Here is a 13544-nt window from a genome sequence, read left to right as displayed (position 1 = left end):
CCTTCGACCGCGCCGAGCTCGACGCGCTGCTCACCCTGGCCGAGAAGGGCTGCGCCGACCTGACCCGACTGCAGCAGGAGTCGCTCGGCGCATGAGTGCTTCCGTGACGCGCCTGCACCTGGCGTCGCGCAACGCCAAGAAGATCGGCGAGATGGAGCGGATCATCGCCGCTCACCTCCCCGGGGTCGAGATCGTGGGGCTCGACGGTGTCGCGGCCTACGACGAGCCCGTCGAGGACGAGCCGACCTTCGCCGGCAACGCGCTGCTCAAGGCCCGCGCGGGCGTCGCAGCCACCGGGCTGGCGACGGTCGCCGACGACAGCGGTCTGTGCGTCGACGCGCTCAACGGCATGCCGGGAGTGCTCTCGGCCAGGTGGGCCGGTCCTCCCAAGGACGACGCCCGCAACAACGAGCTGCTCCTGGCCCAGCTCGCCGACGTGCCCGACGTACGGCGGGGCGCGCACTTCGTCTGTGCGGTCGCGGTGGTGACGCCCGACGGTCGCGAGCTCGTCGTCGAGGGCCGGATGGACGGCACGATCCTGCGCGAGGTGCGCGGCGAGGGCGGGTTCGGCTACGACGTGCTGTTCGTCACCGACGAGCGTCCCGGCCTCACCACCGCCGAGCTGTCCCGCGACGACAAGGACGCCATCTCGCACCGCGGCCACGCGCTGCGCGACCTCGCTCCGCAGCTCGCCGACTTCCTCGCGCGCTGACACCGTCCGGCCGTCGGACGGCGGCGTGACCTCGGCCGGTGGTGCCTCGTTGCACCGCCATGACCGACGAACGTCGACCGCTGGCTCTGCCCCGCGCGGACGACAGCGCGCCGCGGTCCTCACCCGGAGGCCAGGCCGGTCTCGCCCTGGTGGCAGTCGCGCTCCTTGCCCCGCTCGCGGCCTTCCTGGGGCTGCTGGCCCTGATGAGCACCGACGGACCGCTCGGCATGACTGCCCTGCTCGCCGTACTGGCCCTCGGCGCCGCGGGGGCCACCATCGCCGCGCTCGTCTGGGGCTCGGGCCGGCTCTCGTTCCTCGCCCTGATGGGCTACCTGCTGATCGCCGCCGCGCTGAGCCTGCTGCTGCCCTGGCTCATGCTCGGCGGCCTCGCGCACACCTGAGCGCTGCGACGGGTGCCGAAGGCGGGACTTGAACCCGCACGCCCTGGGGCACGGCATCCTAAGTGCCGCGTGTCTGCCAATTCCACCACTTCGGCGCGACGCCCCGAGGGGCGTCGAGATCATTGTGTCAGCGCACTGCGTCCGACCGAACGTCAGTCGAGACCGAGGTCGCGACGCAGCTTGGCGACGTGGCCGGTCGCCTTGACGTTGTACTGCGCGAGGGCGATCTTGCCCTCTTCGTCGACGACGAACGTCGAGCGGATGACGCCCTGGACGACCTTGCCGTAGAGCTTCTTCTCGCCGAACGCGCCGTAGGCGTCCATGACCGACTTGTCGGGGTCGGAGAGCAGGGTGATCCCGAGCCCCTCCTTCTCGCGGAACTTCGCGAGCTTCTCCGGCTTGTCGGGGGAGATGCCGAGCACCTCGTATCCCTCGGACCTCAACGAGTCGAGGGAGTCGCTGAAGTCGCAGGCCTGCTTGGTGCAGCCCGGCGTCATCGCGGCGGGGTAGAAGTACACGACCACCTTGCGACCGCGGAGCCCGCTCAAGGAGACCTCCGCGCCGGTGTCGTCGGCGAGGGTGAAGTCGGGGGCGGCGTCGCCGGTCGACAGGCGCGAAGCAGTGCTCACGAGATGGCTCCAATCCGGAACGGTAGGTTGTTGCGAACGTCTTGCAACAACGTAGGCTGATCAATCAATCGCTCCCAACCTACTGAGCCCAGGAGTCGCCCCGTGCACGTGCCCGACGGATTCTTCGACGCGCCGACCTCGGTGGCGACCGGGGTGGTCGCGGCTGCGGTCATCGGTGTCTCGCTGCGCAAGGCCCGCGGTGAGCTGGACGACCGCACGGCGCCACTCGTCGGCCTGGTCGCGGCCTTCGTCTTCGCCGCCCAGATGCTCAACTTCCCCGTCGTCTCCGGCACGAGCGGGCACCTCATGGGAGGAGCGATCGCCGCGGTGCTCGTCGGTCCGTGGACCGGGGTGCTCTGCGTCGGCACCGTCCTGCTCGTGCAGGCCCTGCTCTTCGCGGACGGCGGCATCACCGCCCTCGGCACGAACGTCGTGCTGGTGGCGCTCGCCACGGCCGTGGTGGGCTGGGGCGTCTTCCGTGCGCTGCAGATGGTCCTGCCCAAGAAGACCGCGATGGTCCCGATCTGCGCCGCCGCCGGCGCCTTCCTCAGCGTCCCCGTCGCCTCGATGGTCTTCGTCGGCCTCTACGCCGTCGGCGGCACCGCCGACATCTCGATCGCCGCGCTGGCCACGGCCATGCTCGGCGTGCACGTGCTGATCGGCATCGGCGAGGCTGCGATCACGTTCCTGGCCGTCGGCAGCATCCTGGCCGTCCGGCCCGACCTCGTGTACGGCGCCCGGCGGGTGCTCGAGAAGCGCGAGCTGGTCATCAGGAGCACCCCCACGTCATCCACCGAGGTCCCCGCATGACTGGCATGAATGGCAGGAAGCGCCCCGGCAACAAGGCGCTCGCCGCGGGCGTGCTGCTCGTCTCGCTGCTCCTCGCCGGCTTCGCCAGCTTCTACGCCTCCGGCAGCCCCGACGGGCTCGAGTCCGTGGCTGAGGAGCAGGGCTTCAGCGACACCGCAGGCGACCACTCGGCCGGCGACGGTCCGCTGGCCGACTACGACGCCGGACTCGACAGCGAACGCGCCTCGGTCGGGGTCGCCGGAGTCGTGGGCGTGCTGGTCGTGCTCGGGCTCGGCACCGCGCTGACCTACGTCGTACGACGCCGCACGCCCGAGGAGGGCGAGGTCGCGAACGACGCCTCCGATTCGACCAGCACCTCGGCCGCCGCCCCCTCGACGACCAACACGTCGGCCTGATCGCGTGGGCGGCGAGCACGGCCACCTGCTGCACTTCCACGGCCACTCACCGGTGCACCGGGCACCGGCGCACCTGAAGGTCCTGGCGCTGCTGGGCTTCATGATCATGGTCGTGGCCACGCCCGACGACTGGTTCGCGGCGTTCGGCGCCTACCTGCTCGTGCTGCTGGCCGTCATCGCGCTCTCGCACGTGCCGCCGACGTACATCCTCAAGCGGATGGTCGTCGAGGTGCCGTTCGTGTTCTTCGCCCTGCTGCTGCCCTTCGTCGCCCGCGGCCCGCGCATCGAGGTGCTCGGCCTCAGCCTCTCGGAGTCGGGACTGCTCGCCGGGTTCGGACTGCTCGCGACCGCGACGCTCGGCGTGATCGCCAGCCTGACGCTGGCCGCCACCACCGAGCCGCAGGCCCTGCTCAAGGGCCTCGAGCGGCTGCACCTGCCGAGCATGCTCGTGCAGATCATGGCGTTCATGATCCGCTACCTGTCGGTGGTCACCGAGGAGCTGCGCCGCATGCACGTCGCCCGGGTCTCGCGCGGGTTCGAGGCCCGCAACCCGCGGCACTGGCCGGTGCTCGCGAAGTCGTTCGGCGCCCTGTTCATCCGTTCCTACGAGCGTGGCGAGCGCGTGCACCTGGCGATGCTCTCGCGCGGCTACACCGGAACGATGCCCCTGTGAGGCCCCAGTGAGCACTCCCGTCCTCAAGGTCCGCGGCCTCGCCTACGCCTATCCCGACGGCCACCAGGCCCTTGCCGGGGTCGACCTCCACGTCCACGAGGGCGAGCGAGTGGCCCTGCTGGGCCCCAACGGCGCCGGCAAGACCACCCTCGTGCTGCACCTCAACGGCATCCTCACCGCGGGAGCCGGCTCGGTCGCCGTCAGCGGGATGCCGGTCGCGAAGGAGCACCTCCAGGAGATCCGGCGCCGCGTCGGCATCGTCTTCCAGGACCCCGACGACCAGCTCTTCATGGGCACCGTGCGCGCCGACGTCGGGTTCGGGCCGGCCAATCTCGGGCTCAAGGGCGCTGCGCTCGACGCCCGGGTGATGACGGCGCTCGACCTGGTCGGGATGGCCGACTTCGCCGACCGCCCTCCGCACCACCTCTCCTTCGGCCAGCGGCGCCGGGTCGCCGTGGCCACCGTGCTGGCCATGGAGCCGGAGATCCTGGTGCTCGACGAGCCGTCGTCCAACCTCGACCCGGCCTCGCGCCGCGAGCTCGCCGACATCCTGCGCTCGCTCGACGTGACGGTCCTGATGGTCACCCACGACCTGCCCTACGCCCTCGAGCTCTGCCCGCGCTCGGTCGTGCTGAGCGACGGTCACGTGGTCGCCGACGGGACGACGTACGACGTGCTCACCGACGACGACCTGATGCGCCGTCACCGCCTCGAGCTGCCGTTCGGGTTCGACCCGCGCACCGTCGTGCGGCCGGGGGCTGGTGGTCGCAGTGACGATTGATAGCCTGCGCGCGTGAGCAAAGAAGCAGACGACCTCGCCCGTGAGATCGAGGAGACGCGCGAGCGCCTCGCCACGACGATCGACCAGCTGCTCTACCGCTCGTCTCCCAAGACGATCGTGAGCCGACAGGTCGCCGACATCAAGGCGCACTACGTCGACGTCACCACCGGCGAGCCGCGCACCGACAACATCCTCAAGACCGTCGGCGGCGTGGTCGGCACCATCGTGCTGTTCGTCGTGGTCCGCAAGATCACCAACTAGTGGTCAGCTGCACCCATGGCTGACAAGCAGCCGATCAAGATGCTGCACGACCGCATCCTGTGCGAGCTCGACGACGAGGCCGGCGAGCGTCGCTCCAGCGGCGGCATCGTGATCCCCGCGACCGCGGCGATGGGGGCCCGGCGCCTGTCGTGGGCCAAGGTCGCTGCCGTCGGACCGCACGCACGCGCCGTCGAGGTGGGTGACCGAGTGCTCTTCGACCCCGAGGACAAGGCCGAGGTCGAGGTCAACGCGGAGGTCTACGTCGTCATGCGCGAGCGCGACGTGCACGCCGTGGCGGCCGACCGGCTCGGCGACGAGTCCGCCGGCCTCTATCTCTAGCTCTGCGCGACCCGTCGGTTAACAAGCCGTAACCCGCGTCACACTCGGCAGTTGAGCAGGCATGCGCAGACTGACCGCCATGGTCGTCGCGTGCTCGATGGTGCCGGTGGCGGTCTCGCTGCCCGGTGCCACGGCCACGGCGACGTCCCCGGTCCACACCCAGGCCCTTGCCCACCCCCCGACCTCAGCAGCCCTCGCTCCGCTGACCGCCAAGCCGAAGGGCAAGAAGCGGTACGACGCCTCGGTGCGCTTCACCGAGCACGGCATCCCGCACATCACCGCCACGAACTTCGGCTCACTCGGCTTCGGCAGCGGCTACGGCGCGGCCCAGGCCTCGATCTGCACGCTGGCCGACACCCTGGTGACCGGCCGCGGCGAGCGCTCGCGCTGGTTCGGCGCCGAGGGCACCTACACCGACTACGTCACCCTGACGGCGTCCAACCTGCAGGTCGACGCCTTCGTCACCGATCTCCGCAACCGCCGCGTCGTGGAAAAGCTGCTCAAGTCCGACGCCGGGCCGGAGAAGCAGGCCAAGGCCATGGTCAAGGGCTACGTCGCTGGCATCAACAAGTGGCTGCGCACCAACAAGGTCACCGACCCCGACTGCAAGGGCGACGGCTACCTCAAGCCGAACGCCAAGGCGATCGACGTCTGGTATGGCGTCTACCTCGCCAACCTGCTCGCCTCAGCGGGCGTCTTCGTCAAGGAGATCGTCGACGCCGACCCGCCGAGCCCCAGCGACCCGGGCCTCCCCGACATCCCGCTGCGTGCTTCGTCGTACGACGCCGCCGAGCGCGACGCGCTGCTCAAGGCGCTCGGCAAGGACCCCGAGAGCCCGTTCGGCTCCAACGCGACCGCCATCGGCGGCGGCGAGACCACCACGGGCAAGGGGATGCTGCTCGGCAACCCGCACTTCCCGTGGTTCGGGCGCTACCACTTCACCCAGCAGCACCTCACGATCCCGGGCAGGTACGACGTCGCCGGCGCCTCGCTGGTCGGCTCGCCGGTCGTCAACATCGGCTTCAACAACGACGTCGCCTGGAGCCACACCGTCTCGACGGCCTTCCGCTTCACGCCCTACGAGTACAAGCTGGTCGGGCAGACGACCTACCTGACCGACTCGGGCCCGCGTGAGCTGGAGCGACGCGTCGTGGAGGTCAAGGTCCGCAAGGCCGGCGGCGGCTTCGAGACCGTCACCGAGGACCTCTACCGCACCGACCAGGGCTACGTGTTCGACTCCCCGGCCACCTTCACGCCGTGGTCGGTCACCAGCGTGTGGGCGATCCGCGACGCCAACGCCGAGCACCTGCGCACCATCGACACCTTCCTGCAGATGGGCAAGGCGAAGAACGTGCGCGACCTGCTGCGCCGTCAGGACGCCGCCGGCGGGATGCCGTGGGTCAACACCACCGCAGCCGACCGCGACGGCAACGCGCTCTACGCCGACCACTCCGTCGTCCCGAACGTGCCCAATGAGCTGAAGAACCGCTGCCTGACCCCGGTCGGCGCCCTGCTCGACGAGCTCGCCGGCCTGCCCGGACTCGACGGCACCACGGCCGACACCACCTGCGCGTGGGGCACCGACTCCGATGCTCAGCGTCCCGGCATCTTCGGGCCCGAGAACCTGCCGTCGACCGTGCGTCGCGACTGGGTGATGAACGCCAACGACTCCTACTGGCTGCCCAACCCCGCCGAGCGGCTCGAGGGCTTCGCCACGATCATCGGCTGCGAGCAGTGCGACCGCACGATGCGCACCCGGATGGTCTCGCAGTACGTCATCGACCGGCTCAAGGGGAGCCGCAAGGAGACGCCTCGCTCGCTGGCCGCTCACCAGCACGCCAACCGCCTGCGCGCAGCCGAGGTGATGAGCGAGGACGGCGCCCTGGACGACGTCTGCGACGCCACCGGCGAGACCGAGGCCTGCGCGGTCCTGAAGGCCTGGGACCGACGCTCCGAGCGCACCTCCGTCGGCACCCACCTGTTCGAGGAGTTCATCGCGCGTGTCCCCGCCGACAGCGAGCTGTGGCGCACGCAGTTCTCGGTCTCGGACCCGCTCAACACCCCGCGTGACCTCAACACCGGCAGCCCGCGGGTGATCTCGGCGATGCAGGACGCCATCGACTCGCTGCGCGATCGCAAGATCCCGTTCGACAAGGCCTGGGGCGACCTCCAGGTCGCCGGAGACCCGGGCGCTCCGCCGATCGGCCTCGGCGGCGGCACCGGTGACTCGGTGGGCAACGCCAACGCCCTGGCCTCGCGGGGTCCGGTCACCAACCTGGGCCGCTACCGCTCGGTGACCTACGGGTCCTCGCACATCCAGTCGATCGCCTTCCTCAAGAAGGGCCGGCTCTCGCCGCGCACGATCCTGACCTACAGCCAGGACGAGGACCCTGCCTCGCCGTACTCGACCGACCAGACGCGCCTCTTCGGCGCCGGCAAGTGGGTCCGCTTCTCGTGGACCGACAAGCAGATCCGCAAGAACCTGGTGCGCAAGGTGCGGATCCGCAGCTAGCGCCCGCGACACGCGCGGAGGCTGAGCAGGGCGAGGAACGAGCCGTCGACGAAGCCCGGTGACGGGAGTGCAGGCCGCCCCGAAGGGTCACCGGGCTTCGTCATCAACGGCGCTCAGAGATCGCCATGTTCCGGATCGTTCAAGAGCGCCGTACGCCGTGGTCACATGATGGTCACGGCGTACGGCACTGGTGCGCCACCGTCGGCTACTGGGGTGCGGGGGCGGCCGGCAGGTAGCCGAGCTCGGCGTTGTCGGCGTCGGCCAGCGCCGAGCGGGTGCGGCGGGCCGGTCGTGAGGAGCGGTCGTCGGGCAGGTACGCCGCGGCCACGGTCGCGGCGAGCATGCCGACGGCGAGCAGCGCGAAGCCGATCGTGTAGCCGCGTTCGTCGGGGAACCCGCCCGGCCCCAGCGAGGCGGTGAGCACCCCCGCCATCACTGCCGAGCCCATCGACCCGCCGATCGTTCGGATGTTGGCGTTCATCCCGCTGGCGACGCCGGTCTGCGCCCGCGGCACGCTGGCGATGACGACGCCGGCCAACGAGGAGAAGACCAGCCCGGAGCCGAGGCCCTGGGTCGTGGTGGCGAGGTAGAGCTGCCACTTCTCGTCGTGGAACAGCGCGACCGAGGCGAAGGCAGCGGCACTGATCAGCGTGCCGGTGGCGATGACCCGCCGTGCGCCGACCCAGCCGATCAGGCGGGCGGTGGTGAAGCCCACGAGAAAGCTCGCGAGCGCGCTGGGCAGGAGCAGGTGCCCGGACTCGCTGATGGTGGCGTCGAAGCCGTAGCCGGCCGAGGGCGGGGTCTGCAGCAGCTGCGGCAGGAACCCGAACGAGGCGAACGTGCCGAACCCGACGAAGAAGGCGACGAGGTTGGTCGTCCACACCCCGCGCAGCCGCATCATCCGCATGTCGATCATCGGCACCGCGACGCGCGTCTCGACGCGCACCCACAGCGTGCCGATCACGACCGCCGCGGCGAGCAGGCCGAGGACGGCGGGGGAGCCCCAGCCCCACTTGTTGCCTTGGCTGACGGCGAGCAGCAGCGCCACGAGCGTGAGGGCGAGCGGTGCCGCCGGCAGCAGCGGCACGCCCCCGGGCGTGCGGGAGGGCGACTCCGGCACGAGGACGAACGCCGCGACCGCAGCCAGGGCCGTCACGATCATCGGCAGCCAGAAGAGCCAGTGGTAGCCGAGCCCGTCGACGATCGGACCGGCCACGACGATGCCGAACCCGAAGCCGACCGCGGTCAGTGAGGCGATGACGCTCAGCGCGAAGGTCACCTGGTCGTCGAACTCGTCGCGGATGATCCCGAACGCCAGCGGCATCACACCGCCGCCGAGGCCCTGGACGACGCGCGCCGCGATGAGCCAGCCGATCGTCGGGGCGAGTGCGGCGAGCAGCGACCCCAGCGCGAGCAGGACCAGCGTCGCGACGAGCACCTTCTTCTTGCCGACGGCGTCGCCGACGCGTCCGAGGATCGGGGTCGCGATGGAGGCGGAGAGCAGGTAGCCGGTGAGCACCCAGGTGACGGTGGCTTGGTCGGTGTCGTACTGCGCCTGGATCGTGGCCAGCACGGGCACGATCAGCGACTGGAGGAGCGCGAAGGAGGAGACGGAGACGGCCAGGACGGCGAAGGTGACGCGCTGACGGCGACGGTCGGCCCGCGGCGTCGGGGGAGCGGCTCCGAGAACTGGTTGCATGAGGCAACGAAGTGTAGCGGCCGCCGGCGCCACCTGGACGTGTCGTCCGGCCGCGCCGGGTCGGCGCTAGCGTGCTGGGTGTGGAGATCCTGCGCACCCCCGACGACCGCTTCGACGACCTGCCCGACTTCCCGTGGAGACCGCAGTACGCCGACCTGAGCGGCGGCCTCCGGATGGCCTACGTCGACGAGGGCCCGCGCGACGCCCCCGTCGTGCTGATGCTCCACGGGGAGCCGACGTGGAGCTATCTCTACCGCCACATGATCGGTCCGGTCGTCGATGCCGGACTCCGCGTGGTGGCCCCCGACCTGATCGGCTTCGGCCGTTCCGACAAGCCGGCCGACCTCGGCGACTACACCTACGCCCGCCACGTCGACTGGGTGACCGAGCTGCTCGACCAGCTCGCGCTGCGCGACCTCACCCTCTTCTGCCAGGACTGGGGCTCGCTCATCGGTCTGCGCATCGCCGGACTCGACCCCGACCGCTTCGCACGAATCGTGGTCGGCAACGGCTTCCTGCCGGCCGGCCAGGTCTCCGACAACGCGGCCTTCCGCGCCTGGCGCGCCTTCGCGCGGTTCTCGCCCGTCTTCCCGACCGGTCGGATCGTCGACCTCGGGAGCGCCCGCTCACTCACCCGCGCCGAGCGGGCGGCGTACGACGCCCCGTTCCCGAGCCGCCGCCACCAGGCCGGGGCACGGGCCTTCCCGCGGCTGGTGCCGACCAGTGCGAGCGACCCGGCGATGCCGGCCAACCAGGACGCCTGGGCCGGGCTCGGAGGCTTCGAGCGGCCCTTCCTGACGCTCTTCGGGCACCAGGACCCGATCCTCGGCAAGGGGGACCGGCCGCTCCAGGCGCACGTGCCCGGGGCCGCCGGGCAGGCTCACGCGCGGCTGGAGGGCAGCCACTTCGTGCAGGAGGACTGCGGTCCCGAGCTGGCCCGTCGGATCGTCGACCTGGTGTGTGCGGGCTCGTAGGCGGAGCAGACGTCGAGCGCCGGGTCAGGCTCCGACCGGCACCCGGACGACGAACGTGCTGCCCTGGCCGGGGTCGGAGCGCACCGAGATCGAGCCGTCCTGGGCCTGGACGAACTCCTTGACGATGGCGAGCCCGATGCCGGTGCCGGGCCGTCCCGAGGACTCGGCCACGCGGTAGAAGCGGTCGAAGACCTTCGGCTGCTCCTCCTCGGTGATGCCGATGCCCTGGTCACTGACCTCGATCACCACGGTGTCGCCGTCTGCTGCTGCCGAGAAGGTGATCTCCGACCCGGGCGGGGAGAACTTCACGGCGTTGCTCAGCAGGTTGTCGAGCACCCGGATCATCGCGGTCCGGTCGGCGTGCACCGTGAGCTGCGGGGCCACGTCGCGCTGCACGCGGTGGGCCTCGAGGATGGGCTCGGCGCGTCCGATCATCTCCTCGAGCAGCTCGCTGAGGTCGAGCGACTCAGGCCGCATCGCCAGCTGTCCGCGCTCGAGGCGGGAGAAGTCGAGAAGGTCCTGGATGAGGCTGTCGAGGCGGACGCCGGCCAGCAGGATCCGCTTGACGAGGTCGATCTTGCGCTCCTCGGGCGTGTCGTCCCAGGCACCGGAGAGGAACTCGGCGAAACCCTTGATCGCCGTCAGCGGTGTGCGCAGCTCGTGCGAGACCGTCGAGATGAAGTCGGTGCGCAGCCGGTCGACCTCGCGCAGTCGCGCGCTCGCCTCGCGCTCCTGGGCGTAGGCCGCTGACTGTGCCTCCTCGGCACGCTTGCGCTCGGTGACGTCGCGGATGGCGGCGGAGATGCTCACCCCGGACTCCGTCTCGAGCGGCGAGAGCGAGATCTCGATCGGGAACTCGGTGCCGTCACGGCGCAGTCCGAAGAGCTCGAGGCCGGTGCCCATGCCGCGCACGCGCGGGTTGGCGCTGTACTCACGGCGGTGGTTGGGGTGCCGACCGCGGAAGCGGTGAGGCACCATCACCTCGACCTGCTGGCCGATCAGGTCCTCACGCTCGAAGCCGAACAGCTTGACCGTCTGGGCGTTGACCAACGAGATGCGCCCGTCCTCGTCGAGGATGACCATCGCGTCGGGAGCAGCCTCGACGAGCCCCTGGAACCGGGCGGCGGCGCGCTTGCGCTCGGTGACGTCGCGGATGGCGGCCGAGACCAGGATGCCGTCCTCGGTCTCGATGGAGGACAGGGAGATCTCCACGGGGAACTCGCTGCCGTCCTTGCGTCGGGCGACGAGGTCGAGGCCCTCACCCATCTCGCGGGTGCGGGGCTCGGTGAAGTAGCCCTCGCGCCGTGCCGGGTGCGTTGCGCGCATCGCCTCCGGCACCAGCACCTCGACCAGCTGTCCGATGAGCTCTTCGCGCGCGTACCCGAAGAGTGCCTCGGTCTGGGCGTTGACCAGGACGATGCGCCCGGCCGAGTCGACGCCGACGATGGCGTCCGGGGCAGCCTCGAGCAGACCGCGGAACTTCGACTCGGCGGCCTTGCGCTGCGTGACGTCGCGGATGGTCGCTGCGTAGGTCACGTCACTGTCGGCGGCGAGCGGGGACAGGGAGATCTCGACCGGGAACTCGCGCCCGTCGGCGTGCAGCGCGGCCAGCTCGAGGGTGGCGCCCATGGGGCGGGTCCGCGGGCTGTGGGCGTAGGCCCGACGGTGGGCGGGATGTCGGTCGCGGAAGCGCCGCGGGACCAGGATCTCGATGGGTTGTCCGACGAGCCGGTCGCGGTCGTGGCCGAAGAGCAGCTCGGTCTGAGCGTTGACCAACGTGATGAGGCCACTGTCGTCGACGATCACGATCGCGTCGGGGGCAGCCTCGACCAGGTCGCGGAAGCGCGCCTCGGTGCGGGCCCGGGCGGTGACGACGCGCTCGATCGCCGAGATGTTGACGACCGAGCCGTGCGCGTCGTGCACGGGGGAGAGCGAGACCGAGATCGTGAACTGGCTACCGTCCTTGCGCTTCCTGAGGGTCTCGAAGCTCTCGACCCGCTCGCCGGAGGCCACGGCGATCAGGGCCTTCTCGAACTCGGGGGTGAGTCCGTCGGGGCACAGTGTCTCGATCGTGCGCCCGAGCATCTCCTCGCGACTCCAGCCGTAGAGCTTGGCGGCGGCGGCGTTCCAGGTGCGGATCGTGCCGTCGGTCGACTGCACCAGGATCGCGTCGGTGGCACCCTCGACGACGGCGCCGAGCTGGCGCAGCGACTCCTGGTCGACCGAGCTGAGGCGGACCATCGCCTCGTCGCGGCGCTGCACCTTCTCGGTGGCCTCGTCGCTCGCCAGGGCGGCCTTGACGCGCTGCACCAGGTCGGCGGACTTGAAGGGCTTGGTGAGGAAGTCGGTGACACCGGCTGCCCAGGCGGCCTCCTCGTCCTTGCGGTGCGTGCGGGCGGTGAGCATGAGGACGGGGATGCCCTCGGTCCTCTCGTCCGCGGTCAGCTCGGCGAGGACCCCGAGGCCGTCGATGTCGGGGAGCATGTAGTCGAGCACGATGGCGTCCGGCGTGAGGGCGCGAGCGGAGTCGAGGCCGCTCTGCCCCGTCGCGGCCTCGTGGACGACGTAGCCGGCCTGCTCGAGGAAGAGACGGCACACGGTCGAGATGTCGCGATCGTCGTCGATGACCAGCACGCTCTGCTGCAAGGCCATTCCCTCACCCCCCCGGGTGCTTGTTCGGCTGTGGAACCTGCCGATTGCGTCAGCATTGCACGCTCGTCGTCCTGCGCGCGGTCGAACCCGCGTCGTCCGGCCGGCAATCGGCCCGCCGGCAATCGGCCGGCCGGTGAACGAGTCAGACGACGGTCAGGGGCAGCGAGCGTCGCGGCTGGAACGCGAAGGCCGCCCCGCCGCTGAACCGGGTGACTGCGACCTCGTCGCACTCCGGTGCCGGCTCGGCGCACTCGACGACGAGGAGCGTCCAGTCGTCGTCGGTGCCGGAGAGGTCGACGTCGAGGTGGGGATCGACTGCGCGCACGATTGCCTGGAGCGGACCCCGCCGATCGGGTCCACACAGGCTCACCCAGGCGCCGTCCTCGCTCCTGCGCTCCTGCGCACACGCACCGTCGTCGCCTCTGCGTCGGGAACGGCGTCGACGTACGCGGCGGGGTTGAGCAGGGGGTGGAGCGCGAGCACCTGCGCAGCTGCCTGTGGAGTCCGGGGGAGGTCCAGGGCGTGGTGGAGCCGCTCGGCGGTGATGCCGGCGATGCCGGTGAGCTGCTTGGTGGCGAGGCGCTCGACCTGCTCGGCGGACGACGACCGCGCACGCACCGCGAGGAGGGACGAGAGATTGAGCAGGTGCATCTGGAGGCAGACCTCGTCGGCCAGCCGGACGAGGGCCGAGTGGGAGAAGGTGCTG

Annotated in this window: 14 protein-coding genes, 1 tRNA gene and 1 pseudogene; 10 read left to right on the top strand and 6 right to left on the bottom strand. The window is 70.8% G+C overall.

Annotated features, from left to right (window positions below; genetic code table 11):
* The first annotated feature begins 91 nt into the window (after positions 1 to 91).
* Positions 92 to 712: an RdgB/HAM1 family non-canonical purine NTP pyrophosphatase gene (gene rdgB, locus VOI19_RS03515; protein ID WP_323791574.1), complete on the top strand. Its 621-nt coding sequence runs from the start codon at positions 92 to 94 to the stop codon at positions 710 to 712.
* A 59-nt stretch (positions 713 to 771) separates the two neighbouring features.
* A complete protein-coding gene (locus VOI19_RS03510) occupies positions 772 to 1113 on the top strand; it encodes a hypothetical protein (protein ID WP_323791573.1) in 342 nt (113 codons plus the stop codon).
* 13 nt (positions 1114 to 1126) lie between these two features.
* On the opposite strand, the gene VOI19_RS03505 is transcribed toward VOI19_RS03510, so the two are convergent.
* Positions 1127 to 1208, bottom strand: a tRNA-Leu gene (locus VOI19_RS03505).
* A gap of 57 nt (positions 1209 to 1265) precedes the next feature.
* Positions 1266 to 1742 (bottom strand): thioredoxin-dependent thiol peroxidase, encoded by a 477-nt coding sequence (gene bcp / locus VOI19_RS03500; protein WP_323791572.1) that lies wholly within the window; start codon positions 1740 to 1742, stop codon positions 1266 to 1268.
* A gap of 102 nt (positions 1743 to 1844) precedes the next feature.
* Between bcp and VOI19_RS03495 the strand changes: the two genes are divergently transcribed.
* The 7 genes from VOI19_RS03495 to VOI19_RS03465 all read left to right on the top strand — a co-directional run bounded on the left by VOI19_RS03495 (position 1845) and on the right by VOI19_RS03465 (position 7513).
* Complete coding sequence (locus tag VOI19_RS03495; protein ID WP_323791571.1) at positions 1845 to 2552, top strand: energy-coupling factor ABC transporter permease; 708 nt, start codon at positions 1845 to 1847, stop codon at positions 2550 to 2552.
* A complete protein-coding gene (locus VOI19_RS03490) occupies positions 2549 to 2947 on the top strand; it encodes a PDGLE domain-containing protein (RefSeq protein ID WP_323791570.1) in 399 nt (132 codons plus the stop codon). Before VOI19_RS03495 ends, VOI19_RS03490 begins: the two co-directional genes overlap by 4 nt.
* A gap of 4 nt (positions 2948 to 2951) precedes the next feature.
* Positions 2952 to 3620 carry a cobalt ECF transporter T component CbiQ gene (cbiQ, locus tag VOI19_RS03485; protein WP_323791569.1) on the top strand — a complete coding sequence of 223 codons (669 nt, stop codon included), beginning with the start codon at positions 2952 to 2954 and terminating at the stop codon, positions 3618 to 3620.
* A 7-nt stretch (positions 3621 to 3627) separates the two neighbouring features.
* Positions 3628 to 4401 carry an ABC transporter ATP-binding protein gene (locus VOI19_RS03480; protein ID WP_323791568.1) on the top strand — a complete coding sequence of 258 codons (774 nt, stop codon included), beginning with the start codon at positions 3628 to 3630 and terminating at the stop codon, positions 4399 to 4401.
* A 12-nt stretch (positions 4402 to 4413) separates the two neighbouring features.
* Positions 4414 to 4662 carry a DUF3618 domain-containing protein gene (locus VOI19_RS03475; protein ID WP_323791567.1) on the top strand — a complete coding sequence of 83 codons (249 nt, stop codon included), beginning with the start codon at positions 4414 to 4416 and terminating at the stop codon, positions 4660 to 4662.
* A 15-nt stretch (positions 4663 to 4677) separates the two neighbouring features.
* Positions 4678 to 5001 carry a co-chaperone GroES gene (locus VOI19_RS03470; RefSeq protein ID WP_323791566.1) on the top strand — a complete coding sequence of 108 codons (324 nt, stop codon included), beginning with the start codon at positions 4678 to 4680 and terminating at the stop codon, positions 4999 to 5001.
* 61 nt (positions 5002 to 5062) lie between these two features.
* Positions 5063 to 7513 carry a penicillin acylase family protein gene (locus tag VOI19_RS03465; RefSeq protein ID WP_323791565.1) on the top strand — a complete coding sequence of 817 codons (2451 nt, stop codon included), beginning with the start codon at positions 5063 to 5065 and terminating at the stop codon, positions 7511 to 7513.
* Between the two features lie 205 nt (positions 7514 to 7718).
* On the opposite strand, the gene VOI19_RS03460 is transcribed toward VOI19_RS03465, so the two are convergent.
* Entirely contained in the window at positions 7719 to 9212 is a 1494-nt protein-coding gene (locus tag VOI19_RS03460) for an MFS transporter (protein WP_323791564.1), read from the bottom strand.
* An 80-nt stretch (positions 9213 to 9292) separates the two neighbouring features.
* Here VOI19_RS03460 and VOI19_RS03455 point away from each other — a divergent pair, with 80 nt between their 5' ends.
* Positions 9293 to 10186 (top strand): haloalkane dehalogenase, encoded by an 894-nt coding sequence (locus VOI19_RS03455; RefSeq protein ID WP_323791563.1) that lies wholly within the window; start codon positions 9293 to 9295, stop codon positions 10184 to 10186.
* A gap of 24 nt (positions 10187 to 10210) precedes the next feature.
* Here VOI19_RS03455 and VOI19_RS03450 read toward each other — a convergent pair whose 3' ends face one another.
* From VOI19_RS03450 to VOI19_RS03440, 3 genes and pseudogenes are all read right to left on the bottom strand, one after another.
* On the bottom strand, positions 10211 to 12838 hold the full coding sequence (locus VOI19_RS03450) for a PAS domain S-box protein (RefSeq protein WP_323791562.1): 2628 nt from the start codon (positions 12836 to 12838) through the stop codon (positions 10211 to 10213).
* 142 nt (positions 12839 to 12980) lie between these two features.
* Positions 12981 to 13163, bottom strand: a complete 183-nt coding sequence (locus VOI19_RS03445) for a hypothetical protein (RefSeq protein WP_323791561.1) — start codon at positions 13161 to 13163, stop codon at positions 12981 to 12983.
* Positions 13164 to 13204: 41 nt separating this feature from the next.
* Positions 13205 to 13544, bottom strand: a pseudogene (locus VOI19_RS03440) (hypothetical protein); the annotation flags it as partial.

The sequence above is a fragment of the Nocardioides sp. genome (assembly GCF_034670285.1).
Taxonomy (GTDB): domain Bacteria; phylum Actinomycetota; class Actinomycetes; order Propionibacteriales; family Nocardioidaceae; genus Nocardioides.
Note: the sequence above shows the minus strand (reverse complement) of the source record. Positions and strands in the feature narration are given on the sequence as shown.

Bases quoted from the DNA above. Each gene is read 5' to 3' on its own strand.
- VOI19_RS03460 (WP_323791564.1), bottom strand. From the start codon at position 9,212: ATGCAACCAGTTCTCGGAGCCGCTCCCCCGACGCCGCGGGCCGACCGT.
- VOI19_RS03470 (WP_323791566.1), top strand. From the start codon at position 4,678: ATGGCTGACAAGCAGCCGATCAAGATGCTGCACGACCGCATCCTGTGC.
- VOI19_RS03450 (WP_323791562.1), bottom strand. From the start codon at position 12,838: ATGGCCTTGCAGCAGAGCGTGCTGGTCATCGACGACGATCGCGACATC.
- VOI19_RS03465 (WP_323791565.1), top strand. From the start codon at position 5,063: ATGCGCAGACTGACCGCCATGGTCGTCGCGTGCTCGATGGTGCCGGTG.
- VOI19_RS03490 (WP_323791570.1), top strand. From the start codon at position 2,549: ATGACTGGCATGAATGGCAGGAAGCGCCCCGGCAACAAGGCGCTCGCC.
- VOI19_RS03510 (WP_323791573.1), top strand. From the start codon at position 772: ATGACCGACGAACGTCGACCGCTGGCTCTGCCCCGCGCGGACGACAGC.
- rdgB (WP_323791574.1), top strand. From the start codon at position 92: ATGAGTGCTTCCGTGACGCGCCTGCACCTGGCGTCGCGCAACGCCAAG.